The organism is Streptomyces sp. NPDC088817, from assembly GCF_044750345.1.
In the GTDB taxonomy this organism is placed as follows: Bacteria; Actinomycetota; Actinomycetes; order Streptomycetales; family Streptomycetaceae; genus Streptomyces.
Map to the genome: position 1 here is coordinate 125,890 of NZ_JBIVJN010000018.1, position 15,574 is coordinate 141,463.

Sequence of the window (15,574 nt, forward strand, 5' to 3'; positions counted from 1 at the left end):
CGCGCGCGGTCAGCCCCAGCACAGGCCCACGCGGCCAGCCCAGCACAGGCCTCGCACGGCCAGCCCAGCACAGGTCCCGCGCACTCCGCACAGCACGGGCGCCGCGGAGCCAGCCAGGCGCCCTGGCCCACACAGCGCGGGCTTCGCGAGGCCAGACCAGCACAGGCATCGCCCGGTCCGCGCAGCACGGGCCGCGCACCGCCGGCCCCGCACCGGCCCCGCACGGTCAGCGCAGCGCCGGTTCGTCCAGTGTCAGCGTGCCCGCGTCGGCGTCGAGTTCGGCCGCGACGCCGAAGGGCACCGTCACCGCGCCCTCGCAGTGGCCGAAGCCGAACTCCTCGGCGACCGGTACACCGAGCCCGCCGAGCCGGTCGGCGAGCAGGGCCCTCACCCGGTCCGGGGTCTCGCACTCCTCCCAGGAGCCGAGCAGCACCCCGCGCACCCCGTCCAGCCACCCGGCGCGCAGCAACTGGGTGAGGTACCGGTCCAGCCGGTAGACCTCCTCGCCCACGTCCTCCAGGCACAGCAGACCGCCGGCCGCGCCGGGCCGCGTGTGCGGGGTGCCGAGGTCGGCGGCGAGCAGGGCCAGGCAGCCGCCGAGGGTCACGCCCCGGGCCCGCCCGGGAACCAGCGCCGGGCCGCCGGAGGCGATCGTGCGGACCGTCTCGGGCGCGAACAGGGTCGCCCGCAGATGCCGCTGCGCCCGGTCGTTCTTGACGAAGTCGACACCGGCGGCCATCGGCCCGTGCAGCGTGACCAGGCCCAGGCGGGTGGCGAACGCCTCGTGCAGCGCGGTGATGTCGCTGAAGCCCACGAACACCTTGGGGCCGGCCGCCCGCATGGCCTCCCAGTCGAGCAGGTCCACCATGCGCTGCACGCCGTAGCCGCCGCGGGCGCACAGCACCGCGTCCACCGACGGATCGCACCAGGCGCCCTGGAGATCGGCGGCACGGTCGCGGTCCGCGCCCGCCAGATAGTCGAACGTGCCGTGCCGTGCCGTCACGTGCGGCGCCACCACCGGATCCAGGTCCCAGCCGCGCAGCACGTCCAGGCCCGCCTGCAGCCGCTCCTCGGGCACGGGCCCGCTGGGCGCGACGACGGCCACACGGGCGCCGGGGGCGAGCCGGGCGGGGCGGACGAGTTCCTTCACGTGCCGAGCTCCAGGGTCGGGATGCCGGCCGGGTCCAGGCCGAAGACCTGAGCGTACAGCGACAGCTCCGCCTCCAGCGCCCGTACCAGGGTGTCGGCCCGGCGGAAGCCGTGCCCCTCGCCCTCGAACGCGAGGTACGCGTGCGGCAGCCGCCGCCCGGCCAGCCGGGCGAGGAACCGCTCGCACTGGACCGGCGGGCAGATCACGTCGTCCAGGCCCTGGAGCAGCAGGAAGGGCGCCGTGATCCGGTCGGCGTGCTCGGCGGGCGAGCGCTCGGCGTACCGGCCCGGCACCTCGGCGAGCGGTCCGACCAGGGACTCCAGGTACTGCGACTCGAAGTCGTGGGTCTCCCCCGTGCTCCAACTGGTCAGGTCGAGGATCGGGTAGCTGATCGTGCCGCAGGCGTACACGTCGGTCGTGGTCAGGGAGGCCGCCGTGGTCCAGCCGCCCGCGCTGCCGCCGCGGATCGCCAGCCGGGCGCGGTCGGCGGTGCCCTCGTCGGCGAGGGCGAGCGCGACGGCCGCGCAGTCCTCGACGTCGACGACGCCCCACTGCTCGCGCAGCCGGTTGCGGTACTCGCGGCCGTGCCCGGTGGATCCGCCGTAGTTGACCTCGGCGACCCCGATGCCCCGCGAGGTGAAGTAGGCGATCTCCAGGTCGAGCACGAGCGGTGTGCGACTGGTGGGTCCGCCGTGCACCCACACGGCGTACGGCGGCAGCTCGCCGGCGGGCGCCACGCACTCCGGGTGGTGCGGCGGGTAGATGTGGGCGTGCACCTCCCGGCCGTCGGGACCGGTGAAGGTGCGGATCTGCGGCTCGGGGTAGTAGGCGGGGTCGACCGGGTCGTCGTGGGCGGCGCCGATCACCCGTGCCCGGCCCGTCCGGGTGTCCAGCTCGACGACCTCGTAGGCGCTGCGGGGGCCGGCGGCCACCGCGACGATCCGGTCGCCGTGCACCACGGGCGCCGCGTCGAACTCGGTCCAGGGGCCCGCCGCGTCGACGACCTCGCCCGTCTCCGGGTCGAGCACACCGAGGGCGGTGGTGCCGCGGCCGTGCACGACCGCGATCAGGCCGCAGTCCAGCGGCGCGAACCAGCTCTGGCCCAGCCGCCACAGCGGGCCGGCGAACTCCTCCTCGCGGACGCACAGGGCCTCGCCGTCGCGGTAGAGGTTCCACCAGCCGCTGCGGTCGCTCGCGTACAGCAGGGAGCCGTCGGCGGCCCAGTCCGCCTGGGCGATGGACTCCTCGGGTCCGCCGGCCACCGTCCGGGGCGCGCCGAACGTGCCGTCGGCGCGTACCTCGGCCACCAGCAGTTCCGTGCCGTCCCACGGCATCCGCGGGTGGTCCCAGGCCAGCCAGGCTGCCCGCCGCCCGTCGGGCGAGAGCCGGGCGCCGGTGACGAACCGGTGCCGTTCATCGGTGAGTTCACGCACCGCCGCCCTGTCCTCGGCGGCCGAGCCGTCCAGCGGTACGGCGGCCAGGACCCGCCGTACGTCGGTGGGCGCCTCCCCGGTGAACTCCTCCAGCACGCACCACACCTCGCCGTGTTCCGGGCGCAGTTGCGGTTCGACCCAGCGCAGTCCGCCGCCCACCGCGGAGAGCGGGGTGAGCGGGCGGGGCTCGCCGCCGGGCTCGTACCGGTACAGGCGCTGGTCGGCGAAGTTCACGAACACCACGAGCGGCGCGCCGTCCACGACGGCTCCCGCCCAGGGCCGGCCGCCGTACTCGATGACGCGGCTGCGCACGTTCCACGGTGCGGGCAGCACCGTGGACTGCGAGCCGTCGGCGTGCCGCCGTACCAGGGCCCGGCGGCCGCCCTCGGCGGGCCGTGGTTCGGTCCACCAGACCTCGTCGCCGACGAATCCGGGGAACTCCGGCCTGCCGTCGTGCGCGGCCGCGAGGGCCGCGTCGATGGGCGATGGCCAGGATCCGCAGGGCAGGGTGCGCACGTTTTCCCCCATGGGTTCAGGCGGTCCGCAGGAAGCGGTCCAGGACGCGGACGCCGAAGTGCAGCGCCTCGACGGGGACGCGCTCGTCGACTCCGTGGAACAGGGCGTTGTAGTCGAAGCCCTCGGGCAGCTTCAGCGGCGAGAACCCGTACCCGGTGATGCCCAGCCGCGAGAACTGCTTGGCGTCGGTGCCGCCGGGCATGCAGAACGGCACGACGTGGCCCTCCGGCGCGAACTCCTCGACGGCGGCCCGCATCGCCGCGAAGGACGGCGAGTCGACCGGCGACTGGAGCGCCACCTCGCGGTGCTGGAACTCCCAGTCCACGTCCGGGCCGGTCAGTTCGTCGAGGGTGGCGCGGAACTCCTCCTCGCCGCCGGGCAGATATCGCCCGTCGACGTGGGCGACGGCCTCCCCCGGGATCACGTTGATCTTGTAACCCGCTTCCAGCATGGTGGGGTTGGCGCTGTTGCGCAGGGTCGCCTCGACCAGCCGGGCCGCCGGGCCCAGCTTGTCCACCAGCGCGTCCACGTCCCGCAGGTCCGTCTCGATGCCGTACAGGGCGGCGAGTTCGGTGAGGGCCGCGCGCACGGTCGGGGTGAGCCGTACGGGCCATTCATGGGCGCCGATCCGGGCGATCGCCGCGGCGAGCCGGGTCACCGCGTTCTCCCGGTTGACCCGGGAGCCGTGGCCCGCCCGCCCGCGGGCGGACAGCCGCAGCCAGGCGGTGCCGCGCTCACTGGCGGCGATCGGGTAGATCTGCCGTCCGGCGCCGTCGTGGAAGGTGTACGCCCCCGACTCGCTGACGCCCTCGGTGCAGCCCTCGAACAGTCCCGCGTGCCGGTCGGCGAGGAAGCCGGAGCCGTCCTCGGCGCTCGCCTCCTCGTCGGCGGTGAAGGCGATCACCACGTCGCGCCGCGGCCGCAGTCCCTGGCGGGCCCATGCGCGGACCACGGCGAGGATCATCGCGTCCATGTTCTTCATGTCGACCGCGCCGCGGCCCCACACGACCCCGTCGCGGACCTCGCCGGAGAACGGGTGGACGCTCCAGTCCTCGGCGCGCGCCGGCACCACGTCCAGGTGACCGTGCACCAGCAGCGCCTCCGCCGACGGGTCGGTGCCCTCGATCCGGGCCACGACGTTGGTGCGGCCCGGGGTGCGTTCCAGGAGCACGGGCTCCAGGCCCGCCCCGGCGAGCCGCTCGGCGGCGTACTCGGCCGCCGGGCGCTCCCGGCAGTCGCCGCCGCCCCGGTTGGTGGTGTCGATGCGGATCAGGTCGGACGTGAAGCCGACGACCTCCTCCAGCGCCTGCGCGTCAGCCATACTGCTCCTCGATCGCGGACGAGGCGATCGTGGTGACCGCCTTGAAGGTGCGGATCGCCTCGTACATGGTCGCGCTGGTGTAGGCGATCCTGCGCTCCCCGGCCCGGTGCACTCCCGGCACGACGGTGCAGGCCATGGCGAGGTGCTCGGCGTCGAACTCGACCGCGACGGTGAACGGGCCGCCGTCGGCCGGTTCGTGGCGGACCGCCAGTCCGGCCGCCTGCTTGGCGGCCGCGCGGATGTCGGCCGCGGTGCGGGACGGCGTACGGCACACGGCCGCGTACCGCGACACGTGGTCCTTCACGGCGACCTTCAGCGCCTCCGGGGCGTACCCGAGGGCGTCCTCGCAGGCCAGGTCGTCGCCGGTGACCAGCACGACCGGCACCCCGTACTCGGCGACCACATGGGCGTTGAGCAGCCCCTCGCTGGCGCGTACGTCGTTCAGCCACACCCCGGTGATGGAGTTGGCGAGGTAGGTGTGGGCGAGGACGCCCTCCATGCCGGCGCCGGCGTGGTAGCCGACGAAGGCGACCCCGTCCACGTCGCCGTGCTGCACGCCCTCCACCATGGACAGCGACTTGTGCCGGCCGGTGAGCATCTGCGCCCGCTCGTCCAGCTGTTCGAGGAGAAGATTGCGCATGCTCCAGTGCGCCTCGTTCACGAGGACCTCGTCGGCACCCCCGTCGAAGAAGCCGCGCACGGCCGCGTCGACGTCCGAGGTGAACATCGTCCGGCACCGCTCCCACTGCGGCGTGCCCGGCAGCACGTCGGCAGGCCAGGTGACCCCGGTGGCGCCCTCCATGTCGGCGCTGATGAGGATCTTCATGGAGCGTCACGTTACGCGCCGATCAGCGAACCGGCTACGGAGAAGCGGTGAAAGTCGGCGAGTCGGCGGACCGCCGGGGACGCGCCCGCCCGCCGCTTCCGCCCCGGGCGCCGAGGGGCGCCGGGGCGCGTGCGGCGGGCGGTCCGGTCTCAGTGCTCCAGGAAGGCGAAGAGCTCTTCCCAGCGCCCGGTGATGACGTCCGGGTCGAAGCGCTGGACGCTGCGCAGGGCCTGGTCGCCCATCGTGTCGCGCACCTGCTCGTCGGACATCAACCGGACGAGGTGGCGGGCGAGTTCGGAGGTGTTGCCGGGGCGGGCCAGCAGACCGTCCCGCTCGTGGGTGACGATCTCGCGGACGCCGGGCGCGCAGTCGAACGCCACGCACGGCACCCCGCTCGCCATGGCCTCGAGGAGGACCAGCGGGAAGCCCTCGCCGCGGGAGGACTGGACGAAGACGGAGGCGGCGCGCAGCGCGCCGGGCACGTCGTCCGTCTGCCCGGCGAAGTCCACCGAGTCCTCCAGCCCGAGCTCCGCGCGCTGCCGTCTGAGCAGCGCCTCGGACTCGCCGCTGCCGTGGATGCGCAGGGTCCAGCCGGGCTGCTTCGGCGCGGCCTCGGCCCAGGCCTCCAGGAGCAGGTCGACGCCCTTCTCGTGGGACAGCCGGCCGATGCTCACCACGACCTTCTCGGTGCGCGGCGACGGTGTGCCGGGCGCGATGGGCAGCGGGTTCGGCATGAAGCCGACGTTGTTCATGCCCTCGGACACCCAGCGGTCGGCGTCCTCCTGGGTGAGCGCCAGCAGGCGGTCGACGTCCTTGTAGTACCGCTTCACCCGTCCGAACCGCGACGACTTGCGGGCCGTCTCGAAGGACTCGTGGGTCATGCCGATCACCCGGTGCCCGGCGGTGTCCGCGAGCGCCACCCACTCCATCGCCCAGACCTGGCCGACGATGATCACCGCGCCGGGCCGGGCGGCGCGGAACAGGCCCGTGAGCCGGCTCGCCGCCGTGCGCATATGGGTCTCGTGGCGGCGGACGGCGGGGTCGGCGCGGCCGAGGAGGCGGCGTGCCCGGGGACGGCCGGGGGGCCGGCGGGCGTACAGCGTCACGGTACGGAACGGTGGCTTCTCGCCGAGGTCCATCGGATGGTTGGCCGGCGCGATGCCGACGACGGTGACCCGGTGGCCGCGGCCGGCCAGCAGTCCGGCCATCTGGGCCTGCCAGCGGCCCACGCCGCCGAGCTCGTCGACCTCGTTGGCCACGAAGAAGATGTCGCGCTGGGTCATCGGGTCTCTCCCGCGGGGCCGAAGAAGCGGTCCACGATCTGCGCCGCGGCGTCCCCGCGGTCGTACTCGCCGTACTTGTCCACGAACTCCTTCAGGCGGGCCTCGTACGTCGACCGCACGGTGCTCAGGTCGCCGATGACGGAGAACAGCTCGTCCCCGGTGCGCGGGACGGGGCCCGGCGCCTCGGCGAGCAGGTCGAAGTAGGTGCCGCGGGTGTCCTTGGCGTACTCCTCCCAGTCGTGGACGTAGAAGACGATGGGACGGCGGAGCAGCGCGTAGTCGAACATCACCGAGGAGTAGTCGGTGATCAGGCAGTCGGCGAGCAGCAGCAGCGGCGTGATGTCCGGTTCGTCGCTGACGTTGATCACGCGTCCCGCCACCGACGGCGGCAGGGTGAGCCGGTTCAGGTAGTGCGCGCGGACGAGGAGGGTGTGGTCGTCGCCGAAGCGGGCGGCGAATTCCTCGATGTCGAAGGGGAACTCGAAGTCGCGTACGCGGCCGTCGGGATGGGCGCGGAACGTCGGCGCGTACAGCAGCACGCGCCGCTCCGGGTCGAGGCCGAGACGCTCGGCCAGCCGCTGCGCCTCGGCGGGCAGCGGCGCCCCCTCGCGGACCCGCACCAGGGCGTCGTTGCGCGGGTAGCCCGTGCGCAGCAGCTTCTCCTCGGGGATGCGGTAGGCGCGGGCGAGGGTGCGCACGTCGTGCTCGCCGCGGACCACGAAGTGGTCGAAGCGGTCCAGTGCCTGCTGGTAGGAGCGCTGCTCCGGTTCGGACATCATCCGGTGGGTGGGCTCGTCGAAGCCCATCCGCTTCAGCGCCGAGCCGTGCCAGGTCTGGATGTACGTGGTCTCGGGGCGCTTGGCCAGCCGCAGCGGGTAGCCCTGGTTGTCGATCCAGAACTCCGCCTGGGCGAGCGCCTTGAGGTAGCGCCAGGACCAGCGGCGGACCAGCTCCGCGTCCTGTGGGAAGCCGGTGGGGCGTTCGCCGGCGTACGACCAGATCGGGGTGATCGGCGCCTTGCGGCGGCGCAGTTCCTCGAAGATGGCGCGCGGGCTGTCGCTGTACTGCTTGCCGAGGTGGCTCTCGAAGACGACGGTGCCCTTGCGGACGGGCAGCCTGCGCAGCATCCGGTCGTAGACCTGGAGCTTGCGGGCGCCGGAGTTCAGGTCGCGGCGCACGGCCCGCAGCGTGCGGTAGGCGCGCTTGGCGGCCCGCGCCGGGCGCCCGTGCAGATTGCGTTCCACGGCGGCGCGGCCGGTGCGGGCGAGCCGGCCCTGCTGGGTGAGCCGGAAGGCCAGGTGGCCCTTGGCGGACACCTGCGCCTCCAGCCGGTCGGCCATGAGCCGGGTCAGGCGGGGCCGGACGGGCAGTGACTCGGCGTTCTCCAGGTCGACGGCGCCGACGGTGAGCCGGCTGGTGGTGCGCTTGCCCCCGGCGGTCAGGTGCAGCCGGACGTCCCAGACGTCGTCGATGATGCCGAGCGGTCTGAGCCGCCGGGCCAGCGGCACCTCGGCCCGCCAGGCGATGGCGTCGCCCTCGTGGCGCGGGGCGGGCACGGGGAAGCGGAAGGTCTGGAGGCTGCGGCGGCGGGCCCGGAACTCCAGCTCGGCGCTGAGCTCGGCGCCGGGGTCGATGGTGTGCAGCGGGTTGACGATCTCGCCGGCGAGCACCACGTCGCCGCCGTGTACCGCGTACTCGGTGAGCCGGTTGCGCAGGGCCATCCGGTTCAGCGGCCTGGCGTGGTAGCCGAGGGTGGTGACGTCGAGGACGGAGCGCATCTCGGGGTCGTCGAGGTAGCGGTCGGTCCAGTAGATCCGGCCGCCCCGCTCGGCCAGCGGCGCGGAGATCTTGTGCCGGTTGATGAGGGTGTCGATGGCCGGCATCAGGTCGGTCCAGTCCTCGCGCAGCAGCAGCTGGGCGCAGATGGCGTGGACGCGGTCGAGCTCGGCGTAGGCCTCCTCGGGGAAGCCCTGGACGTAGGAGCGGGCCAGTTCGGCGAAGCGGTGGCGGTAGTCGTCGTCGAGGAAGGGGAGTTCCCGCAGGTACAGCACCAGGTCGTGCTTGAGGAACTTGATGTCCTTGCGCAGCTTCAGCTCGTCCTGGCCGTGGCGGTCCAGGATGGCGTCGATACGGCGGTGGATCTCGACCCGGTCGGCGAAGTTGCTGATCTCACCGCGCCGGTTGCTGATCGACTTGACGGCGGTCTTCTGGACGACGTTCCAGTGGTAGACCGTGTTGGGGATGAGGGTGATCCGCTGCGCGGCCAGATAGGCCTGGGCGGAGAAGAGCAGGTCCTCGTAGTGGATGCCGCGGGGGAAGGCGAGGTCGTTGTCGATCAGGAACTCGCGCCGGTAGCACTTGTTGGTCGACAGGGTGTCGAAGACGAACAGGTCCGGCAGCTCGGCGACGGAGTCCAGCGTGCGGGTGCCGCGGTACAGCCAGGGATACCAGAGGACCCGCTTGTCGTGCCGGCTGTCGGTGTGAACCCGGACACAGAGGCCGGAGACGAGGTCCGCTCCGGTGCGGTCGGCGGCCTCGATCATGTTGCGGCAGGCGTTCCGCTCCAGCGTGTCGTCGCTGTCCAGGAACATCACGTACCGGCCGCGGGCCACCTTGACGCCCTGGTTGCGGGGCTCTCCGCAGCCGCCGCTGTTCTCCGGGAGCCGGATCGCCCGCACCCGGTCGGGGTGGGCCGCGGCGAGCGCCTTCGCGACCTCGTGGGAGCCGTCCGTCGAGCAGTCGTCGGCGATGATCACCTCGACATTGCGGAGTGTTTGCTCGAGGACGGAACCAACGGCTGTCGGAAGTCGCTCTTCGTCGTTGTAGACGATGACGACGACACTGACGTCCGGCTCGGGCGCGACGATCGACACGGCCACCTCTCGTCTCTGTTCGGTCCGTGGGGGGTGGGCGTAACCCTACAGCGTGTAGGGATTACTTCGGCCCCCGCCCCTTCAAACTACGCCAATGCGACAATACGCCGTCCCACTGACACGCAGAGCACAACCACCGGGCCGTGCCGGTCAGTGGGTGCGGCCGGCCACCAACCACCTCGACGGCAGCTCGACACGGACTCCGTCCGCGGTGAACTCGTTGGTGGTCAAGGGTATTTCGCCGTCCGCCAGCACGGTGAGGCCGGCCAGGCGCAGGTACTCCGGCACCGCGGCGTCGGCGACTTCGCCGGGCGCGATGCCGTGCCGCAGGACCGGGGCGAGCCTGGGCGGCGGACCGGCGGGGTCCCGTGCGAGCCGCTCCAGGACCGGGCGTGCCGACTCGGACAGTTCGACGAGGAGGGCCCGGCCGCGCGTGCCGAGCAGGGTGGCGATCCCGCCGGCGAGTGGCTGCCGGTCGTCCGGATCGCACTGGTGCAGCACGCCCCGCATGTACACGTTCGCGTCGCCCAGCTCGGCACGCAGCGTCTCCGTCGCGCTCTTGTCGGCGGCGTCCAGCACCCGGTACGCGGCCCGGCCCGCGCGGTCGCCGCGCCGGGCCCGCTCGACGGCCTCCGCGGCGATGTCGACGCCGACGACGCGTCCGAAGTGTTCGGCGAGGAAACGGGTCTGTGTGCCGTTGCCGCAGCCCAGGTCGACCAAGGGCAGCGCCGGATCGGCCAGGTGCGGTCGCAGCAGGGGCAGATGGAGCCGGGCGGTCACCTCGGGCTCGGCGTCCCAGAGCACCGCGCCCGGTTCCTCGGGCGCCTCGCTCCAGAACCCCTGCCACGCCTGCCGGTACCGACTCGTCGCACTCATGCCCAACTCCCTTGAGAAACAGCCCTGTTCGGGTTCCCCCGGTCTACCTGCCGAGGCCCCGGCCCCACAAGCGCCGGATGTCGGAGCGGGCTGCTCGAAGGGCGGGTCAGCGGCGGGGCACGGTGAGTTCGAACCAGACCGTCTTGCCGGTGCTGGTACGGCTGGTGCCCCACTCGCGGGCCAGGGTGCTGACCACACGCAGGCCGCGCCCGGACTCGTCGGCCGGGCCGGCGCTCAGCAGGGTGGGCAGGTCGTGGTCGTCGTCGTCCACCTCGCACAGCAGGGTGTCGCCGCGGACGAGGCGCAGGGCAACGGGGCGGCCGTGGGAGTGCCGTACCGCGTTGGTGACCAGCTCGCTGACCATCAGCTCGGTGGGGTCGGCGAGCCGGGCCAGGCCCCACTCGTGCAGTTGCTCGCGGACCGCGGCGCGGGCCCGGCCCACCTCGGCCGGATCGCGGACGAGACGCCACTCGGCGACGTCGTCCGGCCCGATCCCGTTCAGGCGGGCCATCAGCAGCGCCACGTCGTCCTTGCGGCCACCGCGCGTGTTCAGGGCGCGGATGATGGTGTCGCAGGCGTCGTCCATGGACGCGGCCGGGTGGGCGGCGGACGCGCACAGTGTGGCGAGCCCCACACCGATGTCCTCACCGCGCACCTCGACCAGGCCGTCGGTGCACATCACCAGCCGGTCGCCGGGCCGCACGGGCACGCGTACCGCCTCGAAGGGCACCCCTCCGACGCCGATGGGCGCCCCCGTGGGCAGGTCGAGCAGTTCGCTGCGGCCGTCGTCGGCGTGCACCAGGACCGGCGGGATGTGGCCGGCGTTGGCGAGGCGCATCTCACCGGCGATCGGGTCGTACACGGCGTACAGACAGGTCGCGAGGTAGGTGTCGCCGAGCCGTTGCGCGAGGTCGTCCAGATTGCGGAGCAGTTGGGCGGGCGGCAGGTCGAGCGCGGCCATGGTCTGCACGGCCGTCCGCAACTGCCCCATCATCGCCGCCGAGTTCAGGCCGTGTCCCATGACGTCGCCGACGACCAGGGCGGTACGGGCCCCGGGCAGCTTGACCGAGTCGAACCAGTCGCCGCCGACCCGGCCGAGCAGTGTGCCGGGCAGATAGCGGGTGGCGATGTCGCAGCCCGCCATCCGCGCCGGGATGCTCGGCAGCATGCTGTCCTGGAGGGTCTCGGCGACGCTCTCCTGATACGTGTACATGCGCGCGTTGTCGAGCACGAGGCCCGCGCGGGCGGCGAGTTCGGCTCCGGTGACCCGGTCCATGTCGTTGAACTCGGCCCGTTCCGGGTGGCGCAGCAGGATCATGAAGCCGAGGACGACGTCGCGCGCCTTCAGCGGGACGACGAGCATGGAACGGTGGGTGATCAGCGGCCGGATGTCCCGCTTCTCGAACTGCGAGGCGATGGCATGGCCCATCTCCTCGCTGATCCGCGGCACGAGCACGGGCTCGCCCGAGGTCATGCACTGGAAGAACGGCGTGTGCGCCGGGAACGGCATGGCTTCGCCGACCGGCACCACGTCGTCCCAGCGGCCGGGTTCGTCGGTGTGTTCGAGGGCCACCCGGTGCCACATGGTCCTGGTGTCCGGCACGCCCTCGGGGAACCCCTCCCCGGCGACGACCTGTTCGCGCAGGTAGGTGCCGGCGACGTCGGTGAAGCACGGTACTACGGCCCTGCTGACCTCGACGATGGTCCGCGAGAGGTCGAGCGAGGTGCCGATCCTGCCGCTGACCTCGTTGAGGAACTCCAGGCGCTCGCGCACGGCGGCGTACTCCAGCTCCTCGCCCTCGTCGTCGGCGCCCCGCTCCGGTACGGGCAGTCCCCGGGCCGTCGCCCACGCGGCCCGCTCGCGGCGCGCCCTGCGCCCGGCCCGCCGCGGCACGCCCCAGTCGGGGGTGACGGGCACGCGGTCGTTCCGGCTGAACTCCAGGACCGGATAGCCCAGTTCGAGTACCTGCGCGGCGATGCGGGCGCTCTCGCCGACGCTCATGCTGGGCAGGATCTCGGGCAGCCGGCGCGCGAGTTCCTCGGCGCCGGGTAAGTCGGTGTGCAGGGCGAAGGCCGGTGCGACCCGTTCGAAGGCGTCCGTCTCCCCCGCGTCGTCCGTCTCCCCCGCGTCGTCCGCCTCCTCGTGCCCGTCGCCGCGGCGCAGCGCCTCCGCGTCGGCGGCGAGCACCAGCAGCCGCTCCCGCCCCGGGCCGACCAGCGGGTAGGCCCACCACAGGAGGTCCACCCGGTCCCGTTCCGGCACGGCGAGCCTGGCCCGTCCGGCCGCCGGGTACGACAGCCGTCCGTCCAGGGACGGCTCCAGACCGGGTCCGAGCCCGTCGTAGCCCCCGTGGGCCCGGTAGGGGGCGCCGTCCGCCTCGTCGGGCAGGGCACCGGAGACGGGCAGCAGATCCGCCGCCGGACGGCCGATCGCCTCCTCCTTGGCCCTGCCGAGCAGCCGCCGCGCGCCGCTGCTCCAGTGCGACACCAGACCGTCGTCGTCGACCACGACCACGGCCAGCGGGACCCGTCCGGCCGGGACGTCCTCCACCACGCGGTTCACGGCCCCGCGGCCCGGAGGTTCGTCCCTTTCGGTGCCACGGTCCATGACCCCAGGCCCCTCTCCCCACGGCTCCGCAAGATCTGTTCCCCCGGGGACCACGGTACGGGGACGGCCCGTCACGATGTGCGGCAATACCCGAATTGGCGTCAGGGAGAGCGCGCCGGCGCACCGTGGCGCGCTCCCTCCAGTACGCTGCTCAGTCCTCGTGCCCGAGCTGGAGATCGCGTTCCGTGCGGCCTCCGCCCGCCACCTGGAGGACCGTGGCGACGGGCGGGTAGCCGGCCGCGATCACGGTGTACTCGCCGGAGGACAGGTCGACGAACCGGAACGTTCCGTCGGGTCCGGTGGTGAGCGTGTCGACGACGTTGCCCGCGGCGTCGAGGAGGGTGACGCGCGCGTCCTCGACGGGCCGCCCGCCGCCGGCCCGGACGGTACCGCGCAGCACGGCCCCGCCCGCGAGTTCGACGTCCTGACGGGTCTCCCGCGCGGCCTGCACGCTGACCGGCAGCGCGGCCGGGCGGAAGGCGGGGGCGCTGGCGGCGAGGGTGTACTCCCCTGCGACGAGTTCGGTGATGGCGTAGCCGCCCTCGCGTCCGCTGCGGGTGCTCGCGACGACCTCGCCGTGCACGTTGGTCAGGGTGACCATGGCGTCGCGCACGGGGCTGCCGTCGGCGGTGAGCACGGTGCCGGTGAGGCGTCCGGCACCGCCGAGGACGACGTCGAGCTCGACGGGCCGCTCGCCGACCGTCACGGAGACGGCCTGCGGCTGGTGCCCGCCGGCCGCCGCGATCAGGACGTACGAACCGGCGCCCGGTGTCGACAGCGCGTACCGCCCGTCGTCGCCGCTCGCACCCCGCCCGATCTGCTGTCCCGCGACGTCGATCAAGGTGAGCGCCGCGCGGGGCACGACGGTGCCGTCCGGGTGCTGCACGGTGCCGCAGACGGGAACACCGGCGGCGAAGGGAGAACGGGCCTGCGGCACGCCGGGGTTGAGCGGCGCGGTCTCCGGGTCGGTCACATGGGCGTTGTGGGACACCAGTGGTCTCTCCTTGAGGAAGAAGGCGATGAGCAGGCCGAGGACGAGCACCGGCACCAGGTAGAGGAAGATCCGCGGCATGGCGTCCGCGTACGCCCGCACATAGGCGTCGTGCAGGGCCGGCGGCAGCGTCCGTACGGCCTGCGGGGTGATCGACTCGGGGTCGGGGAGGGCGGCACCCGCGCTCGTGGGCACGCGGTGGCGCAGGGCGTCGGTGAGCCGGCCGGCGAACAGGGTGCCGAAAACGGCGGCGCCCACGCTGCCGCCGATCTGCCGGAAGTAGTTGTTGGCGCTGGTCGCCGTGCCGAGGTCGGCGGGGCGCACGGAGTTCTGCACGGCGAGCACGAGCACCGGCATCACCAGGCCGATCCCGGCGCCGAGCACGAACATCCAGACGCTGTAGTGGAGCCGGGGCGTGTCGACTTCGAGCCGGGACAGCAGCCACATGCCGAGGGCCGACAGGGCGGTGCCGAGGAGGGGGTACATCCGGTAGCGGCCGGTGTGGCTGATGAGCTGCCCGGAGACGATGGACGCGCCGACGATGCCGCCCATCATGGGCAGCATCAGCAGTCCGGACTCGGTGGCCGAGGCGCCGTCGACCATCTGCAGGAAGGTGGGCAGGTAGCTGGCCGCGCCGAACAGCGCGACGCCGACCACGAGCCCGACCAGGGCGCTGACGTTGAAGACGGAGTCGCGGAACAGCCGCAGCGGGATGAGGGGTTCGACGGCGAAGCGCTCCACGACGAGGAAGAGCGCGGCGGCCACGACGGCGCCGGCGCCCAGGCCCAGGATGACCCGCGAGCCCCAGGCGTACTCGGTGCCGCCCCAACTGGTCAGGAGCACCAGGCAGGTGGAGGCGGCGGCGAGGAGCAGCGCGCCGAGCACGTCGAAGCGGGCCTTGACCCGGGTCCTGGGCAGCTTGAGCACGACGGTGATCACGGCGAAGGTGATCAGGCCGAAGGGCACGTTGATGTAGAAGCACCACCGCCAGGACAGATGGTCGGTGAAGTAGCCGCCGAGCAGCGGTCCGGCGACGGAGGCGAGCCCGAAGGCCGCGCCGATGAGTCCCATGAACCGGCCGCGCTGCCGGGGCGGCACGATGTCCGCGATGATGGCCTGCACGCCGATCATCAGCCCGCCCGCGCCGATGCCCTGCACGGCGCGGAAGGCGATGAGCTGGTCCATGGTCTGCGCCCGCCCGGCGAGCGCGGAGCCGACCACGAAGACGGCGATGGCGAACTGGAAGACACCCTTGCGGCCGACCAGGTCGCCGAGCTTGCCGTAGACGGGCAGGCCGACGGTGGCGGTGAGCAGGTAGGCGGTGATCGCCCAGGACATCCGGTCCAGGCCGTGCAGCTCGCCGACGACCTTCGGCAGCGCGGTGGCGACGATCATCTGGTCGAGGGCGGCCAGCAGCAGCGCGAGCATCAGCCCGAAGAAGACCAGCCGTACCCGGCGAGGGGCGAGCGGCGCGGCGGGGAAGGGCGGCGGGAAGGGGATCCTGGGGGGCGCCGCGACCGGCTCGTCCTGCACCAGAGTGATCCCGCCCACGTACCGCTCCCTCGTCGCACCTGCCGCACGATTGCCGCGCAAAGCGACAACTGTGGGCAAGGCGACGGGTTACGGCGGGTGTCCGGTCCGCGGGGAGATCCACTCGAACCGGTGAGGAGCCAACGGGGGCCGTCGGCAGCGGAGTT

9 protein-coding genes are annotated in these 15,574 nt (G+C 73.1%); all 9 read right to left on the minus strand.

What is annotated here, in order from left to right; genetic code table 11:
- Positions 1-226: 226 nt before the first annotated feature.
- The 9 genes from ACIP4X_RS28905 to ACIP4X_RS28945 all read right to left on the minus strand — a co-directional run bounded on the left by ACIP4X_RS28905 (position 227) and on the right by ACIP4X_RS28945 (position 15,428).
- Positions 227-1,150: an LD-carboxypeptidase gene (locus ACIP4X_RS28905; RefSeq protein ID WP_358730067.1), complete on the minus strand. Its 924-nt coding sequence runs from the start codon at positions 1,148-1,150 to the stop codon at positions 227-229.
- Positions 1,147-3,111: an LpqB family beta-propeller domain-containing protein gene (locus tag ACIP4X_RS28910; RefSeq protein ID WP_401351306.1), complete on the minus strand. Its 1,965-nt coding sequence runs from the start codon at positions 3,109-3,111 to the stop codon at positions 1,147-1,149. The genes ACIP4X_RS28905 and ACIP4X_RS28910 overlap by 4 nt, the downstream gene beginning before the upstream one ends.
- Before the next feature lie 4 nt (positions 3,112-3,115).
- On the minus strand, positions 3,116-4,420 hold the full coding sequence (locus ACIP4X_RS28915; RefSeq protein ID WP_401351308.1) for a M20/M25/M40 family metallo-hydrolase: 1,305 nt from the start codon (positions 4,418-4,420) through the stop codon (positions 3,116-3,118).
- Positions 4,413-5,246, minus strand: coding sequence for a M55 family metallopeptidase (locus ACIP4X_RS28920; RefSeq protein WP_401351310.1), 834 nt, complete (start codon positions 5,244-5,246; stop codon positions 4,413-4,415). The genes ACIP4X_RS28915 and ACIP4X_RS28920 overlap by 8 nt, the downstream gene beginning before the upstream one ends.
- A 149-nt stretch (positions 5,247-5,395) precedes the next feature.
- The gene (locus ACIP4X_RS28925; protein WP_391454980.1) at positions 5,396-6,529 is read right to left on the minus strand and encodes a glycosyltransferase; all 1,134 of its coding nucleotides are present in this window, start codon (positions 6,527-6,529) and stop codon (positions 5,396-5,398) included.
- Entirely contained in the window at positions 6,526-9,402 is a 2,877-nt protein-coding gene (locus tag ACIP4X_RS28930) for a CDP-glycerol glycerophosphotransferase family protein (RefSeq protein WP_401351311.1), read from the minus strand. Before ACIP4X_RS28930 ends, ACIP4X_RS28925 begins: the two co-directional genes overlap by 4 nt.
- Positions 9,403-9,552: 150 nt before the next feature.
- Positions 9,553-10,278, minus strand: a complete 726-nt coding sequence (locus ACIP4X_RS28935) for a methyltransferase domain-containing protein (protein WP_391454982.1) — start codon at positions 10,276-10,278, stop codon at positions 9,553-9,555.
- Between the two features lie 106 nt (positions 10,279-10,384).
- Entirely contained in the window at positions 10,385-12,886 is a 2,502-nt protein-coding gene (locus ACIP4X_RS28940) for a SpoIIE family protein phosphatase (protein ID WP_391454983.1), read from the minus strand.
- A 151-nt stretch (positions 12,887-13,037) separates the two neighbouring features.
- Entirely contained in the window at positions 13,038-15,428 is a 2,391-nt protein-coding gene (locus tag ACIP4X_RS28945; RefSeq protein ID WP_358730044.1) for an MFS transporter, read from the minus strand.
- Positions 15,429-15,574 lie beyond the last annotated feature (146 nt).